The sequence below is a fragment of the Pedobacter terrae genome (assembly GCF_900100705.1).
Taxonomy (GTDB): domain Bacteria; phylum Bacteroidota; class Bacteroidia; order Sphingobacteriales; family Sphingobacteriaceae; genus Pedobacter; species Pedobacter terrae.
In genome coordinates, this window is sequence record NZ_FNCH01000005.1 from 1 (window position 1) to 11,639 (window position 11,639).

An 11,639-nucleotide genomic window follows, 5' to 3' on the forward strand; every position below is an offset into this window, starting at 1 on the left:
TGTGCCTTTATATCCGATTTGCTGATAAAGATCGTTCAGGTACAGCTCAAAAAGAAGTGGGCATTCTCAAACTTGAGGTCGATCATCAGGCTGCATATCATGAGTTACATCAGTCTATATCAGTTTCTCAACAACCCTGAAAAGCTAAATATCGGACGGAGAGATAACAGCGGTCTAAAAAGAGGGACCTTGGAAATTGATTTTAAAACATAATCTAACCCAATTAGCCTAAAAACAAAGTATTTTCTTCCTTTGTAAATTTTAACCGGACAACAGTGAAATAAATTCAGCATGACGACCACATTAGGAATACTAATTGCTTTAGGTTATGCAGCCAAAACTGAGAACTGAAGAGCAGCTATCTTTTTTCTATTTGAATAGCCTCTCTGTACTTCTCTTCATCAAACTGATTTTCACTTTTGGCGATCACAATGGTAGCTACCCCGTTTCCAATGACATTCGTAATGGCTCTGGCTTCGCTCATAAAGCGGTCTACACCAATTAAGATAGAAATATGTTCAATCGGCATAATTTTTAATGCGGTGAGGGTTGATACCAAAACGATAAAACCACTTCCGGTAACCCCGGCAGCCCCTTTAGAGGTAACCATCAGCACACCTAAAACAGTAATCTGCTGCCCCAAAGTCAAATCGACATGAAAAACCTGGCAGAGAAATATCACCGCCATAGCCAGATAGATGGCTGTACCGTCAAGGTTAAAAGAATAACCCGTTGGAATAACCAAACCCACTACGGATTTATCGCAGCCAATGCTTTCCATTTTCTGCATCATACTGGGCAAGGCCGATTCGGAAGAAGAGGTACCTAAAACAATTAAAATTTCCTGTCGGATATATTTTAAGTATTGCCAAAGGCTAAATTTGTAGTATCTGCAGATTCCGTTTAACACAATAAAAATAAACAAAATACAGGTCAAGTAAACCGAACCCATTAGTTTCGCCATCCCAAATATACTTTCCAGTCCATGTGTACCAATGCTAAAGGCCATTCCGCCGAAAGCACCAATTGGGGCTAACCGCATAATCAGCTTCATAATTTTAAACAACACCTTCGATATTTTATCAAAGGCATTCAAAACCGCTGTACCTTCGCCACCCAATTTATTCAATCCGTAACCAAAAAGAATGGCAAAAAGTAGAATCTGCAGAATATTGCCCTCTGCAAAAGCAGCCATTACATTATGTGGGATAATATGGAGAAAGAATTCTCCCCAATTCATCTCTTTTGCCTGCTCGGCATATCCTGCAATTTTTGTAGCATCACCAGTTTTAGCTACCATTCCTGCACCCGGTTTTAAAATATTCGCCACCAGCAAACCAATGGCAATGGCAACTGTGCTTACAATTTCGAAATATAACAGTGCCTTACCACCAACCCTACCTACTTTTTTCATATCACCCATATGTGCAATACCCAATACAATGGTAAAAAATATAATCGGGGCAATTAACATGCTAATCAGGTTGATAAACCCCTCACTGATCATTTTGGCCGTTGGTGCGAAGCCAGGGAAATAAGTACCCACACAGATCCCTATAACGATGGCAATTAAAACCTGGACTGTTAAATTGGAAAATATCTTTTTCATTTATGCTTAGGAAAAATGAAAGATAGGGTAATTTTCCTTTTGTTAAATAGTTTGTTAATATTTGAATTAAAATAAAAGCCTACCTTAATTTCTCAAGATAGGCTTTCCCTGAAAGCGATAGAATCGCAATATTATTTTCGCAATCGTAAAAAACGAGCGCAAACGCATTAAGGCTTAATGTCAATCACATCACCAGCTGTAAAAATGCCAAAATCGGCCTGTTTAAATTTTAGCAGGCCCTTATCGGTTTTTTTGATGTCCTTTGGGTTAGCCAGACGAACAACCTGACTTTCGCCTGCAACAGTTGCTTTATTGCCATGAACAATGATTGCTGTGCTTTCATCAATACCTATACAAACCAGATCAGGATGCGCTGCCAAAGCAGATATCAATCGGTTATAACGGTTGCGTTTTAAAAAATGCTGATCGATAATGGTATTTTGCAATAAGCCCATTCCTTCTGCAAATTCGATATTTCGATCCCATAATTTATTAAAGGTTTCTTTATAAACGGTATCTAAAAGTTGTTTGCCAGTAATCATATACTTACTCATTACCGCAGCCCCGGCACTTGTTCCGGCAATGGTGGCTCCATTTTGATAAGCTTTATGAATAGCAGCGTAAACGGGAGTATTCAGTACCGATTTCATGAAACGGTTCTGGTCGCCACCTAAAATATAAATCAGTTTGGCTCCGGCCAGGGAATCGATCCACTTTTTATCGTTAACATCATGTTTACTAAAGTTAAAATTCCGGATGGTCCGGTTGTCAAGCTTCTTTAATTGGGTAGAAAGGGTCGCAAAGCCCGCATCAGGCACCTCGCTCGCCATTGGCAGCACAATAATATAATCGTCGGCGTTCAGTAAAGCTGTATTCAGCATTTCTTTCATCAAGGCATCAGAGCGGTCGCCACCACCAATAATAAACAGCTTACCTTTGGGTCTTCCCTGCGCAACTACCATTAACGAAAGGATGGCCAGCCATGCTATCAAAAATAGTTTTTTCATTATTTGTAAATGTTTACTTCTATTTTTCCGTCTGCAGTTATAGTGCCTCTGTACATGCCTTCTGTATTAAACGGCATCGATACATTACCTTTTTTATCTAACGCGATCAAACCACCATCACCACCCATTTTGCCCACCTTATCCAATACAATTTTCGAAGCTTCTGTAACCGAAATACCTTTATATTCCATTAAATCAGAAATGGTTTTGGCTACCACATTGCGGATATAGAATTCACCCCAACCGGTACACGAAATTCCAGCAGTTTCGTTATTGCAATAAGTACCTGCACCTATAATCGGCGCATCACCTACCCGTCCATATTTTTTATTGGTCATACCGCCTGTTGATGTGCCGGCAGCCAGGTTGCCTGCTTGATCTAAAGCTACACAGCCAACGGTACCAAATTTATAGTCGTGGTTTTTAATGCCGAGTAAACCCGATTTTTTGCTACCATGATCTAAAACTGCTTTTGTAGAATCTTCTTTAATGGCTTCCTGCAAACCGTTCCAACGTTCCTTTGTCCAGAAATATTTAGGATCAACGATTTCCAGTCCTGCATCTTTTGCAAACAGATCGGCACCCGAACCCACCATCATCACATGTTCCGATTTTTCCATTACCGCTCTTGCTGCTGAAATGGGATTCTTCACGGTTGTTACACCTGCAACAGCACCTGCCATTAAAGTTTTTCCGTCCATAATGGCGGCATCCAGTTCATTTCTGCCATCATGAGTAAAAACAGCACCTTTACCTGCATTAAAATGCGGATCGTTTTCTAAAACATGGATGGTTGCTTCAACAGCATCGAGACTTGATTTACCTGCTTTAATCTCTGCATAACCGGCCTGTAAAGCCTTTGTTAAAGCAGCCACATAAGCAGCCTCTTTCTCGGGTGTCATGTTTTTCTTTAAAATGGTACCAGCACCACCGTGGATGACCATTACATATTTTTTCTGTTGTGCACTAACATTCAATGCTAATACAGCGCATAATAATACCGTAAATAATTTCAATGCTTTCATTTTATTTTATTGATCTTTTTTATTTAACACTCCGTTATCTATCCACCATGCATACCATTTTCCACCGCTGCCATCACTCGCTTTAAAGGTAGCAACATTAAAACTTCCACCACCATTAACCGAGGCAGCAATTTCGTAAACCGAAAAAGCTTTTCCGCCATTGTTCCAATTTACTTTTTGGTTTTCCTCGAACTGTTCTGGTTGTTTGGTTGTATCTGGAATAATGAAATAAGCGTAACTATAAGCCCTTGCGGCCGAATAATCTCCAAAAACTTTAGCCATTCCATCTTTATCAATACAAACAGCGGTACGCTCATCTACAGCAATACATTTAGCCTGAATTGAAAAATCCTTATTGATTCTTCCTAAAAACACCAGAGATCTTCCTTCGCGATCGCGGGTCAAGTAATGTTGATCGGTAATTACATTTTGCAAATAAGGCGCTTTCAGGAAATCGTTATTATACAAGGTAACATTGGCATGGTACGGATTTGCCAATGCCTGCGCAGAGGTTAGCCCTCCGGTTTCGCCGCTGTAATAAAAACCGCCCAAAATAGCACAACCTGCACTAGTACCACCAACTGGTGCTTTTTTATCATTCAACAAATAATTTAAGGCCTGTTCGGTTTTGGTGCCCTTCCAGTATTTCATGTAATCAGATTGGTCGCCACCGGCGATGAAAACCATTTCTGCATGGCGGATGATGTAAGCCACTGTATCATTGTTAGCCAGTTCCTTCGAATTGATCAACAATGTTTCTACAGAATTTACAGTTCCTAACGCGTTTACAAAGGGATTATAGGCATCAGTTCCGGTGGCGCGGAGAATAACTACATCTCCTCCTCCGCTCCTGGCTATCATCCATTTAAATGCGGCTTCTACATCGGCACCACCACCCATAAGTACCATGCCTCCGGTAACTGGTTTAACAACGTTGGCACTATCGCCAATTATACCAATAGAACCTGGCCTGTTGGGCTTTGATGGATTCCCTCCAGTAGTAGGTGCCGGAACGATCGCTGTTGTGCCATCCGATTTGCCGCAGCTGATAGATGAGATGCAAAAAATCATTAAAAGCACAAGAAATGATTGTTTCATAATAAAAATTTGAATATACCGGGGGGAAACATAAGTTCCCCCCGACAAAAAACGCCCTAGTATTTAGGATTTTGGATAATATTTTTGTTCACAGATATTTCTGTTGCAGGAATTGGCAACGCATATTGCGCCTGGCTTGGAGACAAAGTGAGTGCACTTTGCGTTGCGGCAACATCGGCGGCAGTTCTTTCAATTACCATATTTCTACGTCTCAAATCAAAGAAGCGATGACCTTCAAATGCTAACTCTTTATACCTTTCATCATAAATAGCACTAATTAAAGCCGTTTTATCTGCAAATACTGCATTAATATAGCCATTAATTCTTGCCGCGCGTAAGGTATTAATATCTCCTGCAGCATCGCCTGTAGTTTCTGCTCTGGCTTCGGCTCTGATCAGGTACATTTCGCCAGTTCTGAATTGTTTTACATCTGCTAAACCAGGTGCAGATGAAGTTCCACCGATGTATTTATTTACCAGATATTTAGATTTTGTGCCTGTACGTGTATTATCGAATTTGATGTAAGGCACAAACCTGATGTCATTTGTCTGATCGAATGTTGCAATTAATTTAAATGAAGGCGCATATAAAACATAGCTACCCGATTGTCTGAAAAAGAAATCTCCGGTTCTTGAATCACCGGTTACCCGTTTTAATTTCCACACTACTTCAGCATCATTTGCATCTGTCCAGATGCCAGGAAACTGTGCTTTGGTAGCTAAAGGTAAAGCATTTATTACCTCAGTTGAGTAGGCAATGGCATCAGCCCAGTTTTTTTCATACAAAGCAACACGTGCCTGAATTGCCGAAACTGCAGTTTTCGTAATTCTAGTTTTATCGGTAAAGCTTGCTGGTATTAATGCTTTTGCTGCAATTAAATCTGTTTTTGCTTTTGCAATTACCGCCTCAAAAGTTTCTCTGGCTGGATAAATGATAGCAGATTTTTGCATATAGGTTACCCCTAGGGCACCTGTTTGATAGGAAGAGGCGTAAGCCCTTAACAATTCAAAATGCAAATAGGCCCGGAGCGCCAATAACTCACCTTTATAACGATCAGCCAAAGCAATATCTGTTCCCGTAAAAGTTAATTTTTCCATTGCTTCTAAAACCCGGTTAACTCTATCTATAGCTGTATAATTTGTATAGTATAGTCCGGTAACGGAACCATTGGAGCCATTGTACAGCCACCTAAATGCGTCGCTGTTTCCTACTGTATTTTCTTGCGGATACATGGCTTCGTCTGAAACGATTGAGCTATAGCTTAATGTAGAATAATCAATTGGTGCATAAGCGCCGATTACTCCTAAATTAACATCTGTAATATTCCTGAATGCTTGTTCAGGTAAAATTAAGTCTGTTGGCTTAAAATCCAGTTTGGTACAAGATGTTACCAACAATACGACTGCCAATAACACAGTGCATTTTGTATATATTTTGTTAATCATAAAGTACTTATTAAAAGTTAACATTAATTCCTGCAGTATACGTTCTGGTATTTGGATATTGAAAACGTCCGAAAACATCGTTGTTTTCAGGATCCAAACCTCTCCAACTGGTCCAGGTAAATAGATTCTGGCCCTGAACGAATACTTTAACACCTTTAATGATTTTAGTTTTTTCTAAGATTGATTTAGGTAAAGTATAACCAATAGTTACATTTCTTAATCTAAGATAAGAAGCATCCTGAATGTCTTTCGAAGTGAAATTTCTAGGGATATCAAATCTTTGCAGAATGGCATCATCTCCGGTATCGCCGGGGTTTTGCCAACGGTTGTACAACATCCTTACTGATTGGTTACTGGTACGGTAGGTTCTGTTTTCGTTATAAAAATCCTCATTATTCCACCGCATTACGTTGCTTACAAAAGAAAACAGTGCAGAGGCCGTTATTCCTTTATAACTTAATGAGGTAGTAAATCCACCGGTAAATGTTGGGTACATGCTGCCAGAATTTGTGGTACTTTGGGTATTGGCGTTGTACAATGTAGTTATACTGCCATCAAGGTTATAATATTGAGCCTCTCCGGTCTGTGGGTTTACACCTGCCCAATCTGGCGCAAAATAAGTTCCATAAGGCAAGCCTACTTTTATAATTCTCGAATCTCCATCAGGGAAATTATCAGTTACATCGCTCACACGTAAAATCATGTTTTTATTGTAACCTGCATTAGCACCAACTGTCCATATAAAATCTCTGGTTTTAATTACATCTCCGCTAATGTCAAATTCGACACCTCTATTTCTCATTTTACCAGAACTTAAAGGCAAAGTTGCATAACCTGCAACGGCAGAAGGAGGCTGATTGATGAACATATTGCTGGTAATTTTATTATAAAAATCGGCGCTCAAACGTAATCTGCTGCTTTTAAACAAACCCAGGTCGAAACCAGCATTAAATGTACTAACGTACTCCCAGTCGTAATCTATATTACCTGCGGCAGTTGCCCTAATCCCTACATTACCGCCATAGGTAGTATTACCATAGGCTTGTTGGTAATCGAAATTGCCACCAAACGGACTTGCTGCCGTTCCGTAGCTTGCCCTGACACTCAGATCTGAGATAATTTCTAAATTTTTAAGATAATCTTCCTGTTTAGCATTCCAGTTGGCACCTACAGAATAGAAACCATGCCATTTATTTTTTTCGACAACCGTTGTAGAACCATCATAACGGTAGCTTCCGGTTAAAGTATATTTACGATCGTAAGTATAACGGCCAATGCCCATAAATGATGCTATGGCATTTCGTGTTTTGCTTCCAGAAAGTGATGGTAAGAAAACCGTACTTACTGTTATGCCAGCAGGTGTTTCTGGTAAGCGATCATCTATACCAAAGCCTCTGTAACCGAAAAATTTATAGTCATTGTATATATACTCGTACAATGCTGAAAATTCAACATCGTGTTTACTATCAAATGTTTTAGCAAAGGTTAAACCACTTGTAGATACTATGCCGAAATTTCTGCGGCTAATCTCATCTAAACGGCCTTTCCCGCCCAGGGTATTTGCAACAGATCTTGAGCCGTAATAAGAATTTGGATTAACATAGTTTTCATCTGACGAATTTCTATAATCGATGCCAAATCTGGTAGTTGCCTTTAACGATGGTAAAATCTGGTAAGCAAATGAACCGCCAACTATGGCTTTAAACTGATCTGTTTTATTACTGGAATTCAGTAAACGCTCCAGGGCCAGGGTTCCTTCACGCTGATCCAAAATATTATACTTAGGCAGATTACTAATACCTGGATGCACCAGCGTACCATCGGAGGCATAGGGTTTCTCATAAGGCAATGCATAATAAACTGCAGACATTGGTGTGCCTGCCGTAGTAGCGCCTTCTCCATCAATAAAAGTAGATTGAGAATAACCTAATGATACGTTTACGGCTCCGCTAAATTTATCATCATTAAAATCTAAATTGCTTCTGAGTGCATATCGGTTAAGGCCTGTATTTACGGCAACACCTTCCTGGCTGTAATAATTTAATGAGTTATAAAAACGCAGTTTATCATTACCACCGCTAATACTCACCTGTTGTTCCTGGAACTTGCCTTTTCTGAAAAAGATGTCTCTCCAATCGGTATTAATCTGCCTTAAACTATCTAAAATAAAATCTGCACGGCCTCTTGATGCTGCCGTTCCTGCTGCGTAAGATGGGTTTTTCGGAGAATAAGTCCAACCCGGGCCAATGTTTACGCCTGTTAAGCCAATTTCTTCTTCAAACTGCAAACGCTCATTAGTATTCATCATTACAAAGTTTGGTCTGCTCAGATTAGAAAAACCATACTGTGAATTATAGCTTACAGAAACCCCACCTGCCTTACCTTTTTTAGTGGTATAAACAATTACACCGTTAGCCCCTCTTGAACCATATAAAGCGGTAGCTGATGCATCCTTTAGCACTGTAGCTGATTCTATATCATCAGGATTAATGGTTTGGAAATAGCCTGCCTCGATAGGTACGCCATCCAATATAATCAGCGGCCCCCTCACACCATTAATGGTAGCTATTCCTCTAATCACAACAGATGCACTCGTACCTGGCTGGCCTGAAGTTGAGATAACGCTCATGCCCGGCACACGCCCCTGCAAGATCTGATCTAAAGTTAAACCCGGAACCTGATTAATTTTATCGGAAGTAACCAGAGAACTTGCTGCGGCAGATTGCGTTTTTTTATAACTGGTATAACCTGTTACTACAACATCATTTAAAGTACCAGCCGATAAACTTAATTTAAGAGTTCCCAACTGACTTTTAGCTGCTACTTCCCTATCCGTATAACCAATATAAGAAATAACCAGAACTGCATTTTCATCTACATTTCTGATGATGAAATTTCCATTGCTATCGGTAACCGAAATAGCTGGTTGGCCCTTAACTTTTACTGAAGCACCTGGCATTGGGTTTCCATTCTCATCTACAATTTTACCCGTTACATCAATCGCTTTAGCATTATTGCTTTTCGCAATGGGCATAATTAAAATGGTATTTTCTATAATTTCCCAGCTAAATGGCTGCGATCTCAAAACCTGTGTAAGTACTTCCTTGATTTCGGCATTTTTAAGGTCAACCGTTACCGGTTTGGCCAGTTTTTCAATTAAATCAGAATCATACAGGAAAAAATAACCGCTTTGGCGTTTAATTTCTTTTAAAACGCGTACAAGCGGCACATTTTTTTGGTTCATGCTGATGTTCTGAGAAAATGCCGATGCACTAACCTGTAAGCACAGAACCGTCATTACAACAACAAAAAGTTTCATGGTTCTGATAAATGTTAAGTTAAAATAGTTTGTAATAAAACCTTCGGCCTTTAAGGCATCGGGATGATTACTTTGAGTGTAAAAGTTCATACATTCAGTTTGGTTTAAATTTGAATTGATTAGTTTATTTGTGGGTTAATTGATAAAATCTGTTATTCCATAGGCTTTATTTTCCTGGTAATACCTTTAACTTCTTTCCTTCCGCAATTTCGAACCTGATATTTCCAGTCTTCTCCAGCATTTTTAATACATCCGATAGTTTAGACTTACGTGGAACCATACCATTATACTTTTTATTTGGGATAGTATGATAATCGATATCCACATCGTACCATCTTTCCAATTGGCTTAGAACGCTTTTCAGGTCGGCATTGTTAAACTGGAAGAGACCATTTTTCCATGCCGTTTCGTCATCTGCATCTACACCAGTCGCCACCGTGATGATACCATCACCTGAAACCTCGGCAATGGCTTGCTCACCAGGTTTCAAAATTTTGACTGATTGACCGTTGCTTATCCGAACACGCCCTTCAAGCAAAGTGGTTTTTATGGTATTGTCGTCTAAATAGCTATTAATATTGAAATGTGTACCCAATACTTCCACATCCTGATGGTGATTTTTGACGTGGAAAGGTCTAGCCTTATTTTTAGCCACTTCGAAGTAGGCCTCGCCGGTAAGTTCTACGCTACGTATGTTACCACTAAATACTTCAGGATACTTTAAAGAGGAAGCCGCATTTAGCCAAACCTTTGTACCATCTGGTAAAATCACCTGATATTGCCCACCTTTAGGTGTCTGAATGGTGTTATAGGCAATTGCTGACCCCAATTTTAGATGGCTTTGATCTAAAACGGTATAGACCAATTGCCCCTCATTTGTTTTTGAAATTTTTAAGCCATCTTTATCGCTTATATTGGCTGCAGTATGTTCATCTAAAACAATTTTTGAACCATCAGCGAGGGTTAAAATAGCTTTATTGGTACCAGGTAAAATATCCAGCTGTTTGTGAATGGCTGAATCACGCTTAAGCCCTGACTTGGTTTTATAGAGAAAAACAAAGGTGGTTCCGGCAATAACGAGTAGAATGGCTGCCGCCGAAATATATTTATAAAGATTAACGGTTTTACGTTTTTCGTTAAGGTTAATTTTCGATTTAATCGCTGTGAAATTAACGTCAGCCAGTCTGGCTATTTCATCTGCGTTGAACTGCTCAAGAATATCAGGATTCTTGTCCAAATATTGATAGTATTTTTCTACAAAAAGAATCTCATCGGGTGTAGCCGTGCCCAACACATAACGCTGGATGATTTTTTGCAGTTCTTTTTGATGATTAAAGGCGTTCATTTTTTCTGGTTTTATATAGATGTACCAGAAAGCAGAAAATATCCCAAAAGAATTTTAAAATATTTCAAATAAATTTAAAAAAGAACTTAAACTTATCAGGAAATTGCAGATATAACAGCTGAAGCCACTAAAAAAAGGTGTGTAAGCCTTAAACGAAGGGCCTGTGTTGCGTTAGCTAACTGGTTCTGAACAGTTTTTTGCGATATATTGAGTTCAAACGCAATTTTGGCAGTAGATAAACCTTCAAAATAATGCATCATAAATATATTACGACGCTTTTCGGGTAGGGCTTTAATAAACAACTCCAGTAATCCAGCTACTTCTTTTTCAAGCAATATGCCATCAGCCTGCAAAGGAGAAATTAACTCATTTTCGAAAGATTTTCCGAAAAAGCTGTTTTTTGGACTTCTAGCTAAATGTTTCAAAGTCTGAAAGCGAACCGCTGTATGCAGATAAGCCACTGGATTTTCTAAATCGAGTTCAGCTTTTCTATTCCACAGGTCAGTAAAAATATTCTGAATAATATCCTGACATTTCTCTTTTTCGGGCAGCCGTTTGTAGGCTGCATTATAGAGTTCTGCCCAGTACCGGGAATAAATTTTGCCAAAAGCAACCTCATCTCCTTGCTTTAATAAGTCAAAAAGGGCATGATCATGCTCACTATTTCTCTTGATGTTCAAATGATTAGTTGGGTTGCGAAACCAAACATAATCATTTTTAAGGAATTACGTAAACGCTTTCAGACCGAAATTGAAGAGCCATAGTGCATTTAAAACCGTTAATTTTTAGGT

8 protein-coding genes are annotated in these 11,639 nt (G+C 39.3%); all 8 read right to left on the reverse strand.

The window, feature by feature from the left end:
- Positions 1-358 precede the first annotated feature (358 nt).
- The 8 genes from BLR60_RS07960 to BLR60_RS07995 all read right to left on the reverse strand — a co-directional run bounded on the left by BLR60_RS07960 (position 359) and on the right by BLR60_RS07995 (position 11,528).
- Positions 359-1,609: a dicarboxylate/amino acid:cation symporter gene (locus BLR60_RS07960; RefSeq protein WP_090498572.1), complete on the reverse strand. Its 1,251-nt coding sequence runs from the start codon at positions 1,607-1,609 to the stop codon at positions 359-361.
- A gap of 167 nt (positions 1,610-1,776) precedes the next feature.
- A complete protein-coding gene (locus BLR60_RS07965; protein WP_090498574.1) occupies positions 1,777-2,616 on the reverse strand; it encodes a cyanophycinase in 840 nt (279 codons plus the stop codon).
- Positions 2,616-3,641 (reverse strand): isoaspartyl peptidase/L-asparaginase family protein, encoded by a 1,026-nt coding sequence (locus BLR60_RS07970; RefSeq protein ID WP_090498576.1) that lies wholly within the window; start codon positions 3,639-3,641, stop codon positions 2,616-2,618. The genes BLR60_RS07965 and BLR60_RS07970 overlap by 1 nt, the downstream gene beginning before the upstream one ends.
- Positions 3,642-3,647: 6 nt before the next feature.
- Positions 3,648-4,739 carry a cyanophycinase gene (locus tag BLR60_RS07975; RefSeq protein WP_090498578.1) on the reverse strand — a complete coding sequence of 364 codons (1,092 nt, stop codon included), beginning with the start codon at positions 4,737-4,739 and terminating at the stop codon, positions 3,648-3,650.
- Positions 4,740-4,795: 56 nt separating this feature from the next.
- Positions 4,796-6,184, reverse strand: a complete 1,389-nt coding sequence (locus BLR60_RS07980) for a RagB/SusD family nutrient uptake outer membrane protein (protein ID WP_244155615.1) — start codon at positions 6,182-6,184, stop codon at positions 4,796-4,798.
- 10 nt (positions 6,185-6,194) lie between these two features.
- A complete protein-coding gene (locus BLR60_RS07985) occupies positions 6,195-9,593 on the reverse strand; it encodes a SusC/RagA family TonB-linked outer membrane protein (RefSeq protein ID WP_244155616.1) in 3,399 nt (1,132 codons plus the stop codon).
- 76 nt (positions 9,594-9,669) lie between these two features.
- Positions 9,670-10,848, reverse strand: a complete 1,179-nt coding sequence (locus BLR60_RS07990; RefSeq protein WP_090498580.1) for a FecR family protein — start codon at positions 10,846-10,848, stop codon at positions 9,670-9,672.
- A gap of 95 nt (positions 10,849-10,943) precedes the next feature.
- Entirely contained in the window at positions 10,944-11,528 is a 585-nt protein-coding gene (locus BLR60_RS07995) for an RNA polymerase sigma factor (RefSeq protein WP_090498582.1), read from the reverse strand.
- Between the last annotated feature and the right edge of the window lie 111 nt (positions 11,529-11,639).

What these genes read in the sequence shown, in the direction of transcription:
- BLR60_RS07975 (WP_090498578.1), bottom strand. Translation starts at nt 4,739, where the DNA reads ATGAAACAATCATTTCTTGTGCTTTTAATGATTTTTTGCATCTCATCT.
- BLR60_RS07990 (WP_090498580.1), bottom strand. Translation starts at nt 10,848, where the DNA reads ATGAACGCCTTTAATCATCAAAAAGAACTGCAAAAAATCATCCAGCGT.
- BLR60_RS07985 (WP_244155616.1), bottom strand. Translation starts at nt 9,593, where the DNA reads ATGAACTTTTACACTCAAAGTAATCATCCCGATGCCTTAAAGGCCGAA.
- BLR60_RS07965 (WP_090498574.1), bottom strand. Translation starts at nt 2,616, where the DNA reads ATGAAAAAACTATTTTTGATAGCATGGCTGGCCATCCTTTCGTTAATG.
- BLR60_RS07980 (WP_244155615.1), bottom strand. Translation starts at nt 6,184, where the DNA reads ATGATTAACAAAATATATACAAAATGCACTGTGTTATTGGCAGTCGTA.
- BLR60_RS07970 (WP_090498576.1), bottom strand. Translation starts at nt 3,641, where the DNA reads ATGAAAGCATTGAAATTATTTACGGTATTATTATGCGCTGTATTAGCA.
- BLR60_RS07960 (WP_090498572.1), bottom strand. Translation starts at nt 1,609, where the DNA reads ATGAAAAAGATATTTTCCAATTTAACAGTCCAGGTTTTAATTGCCATC.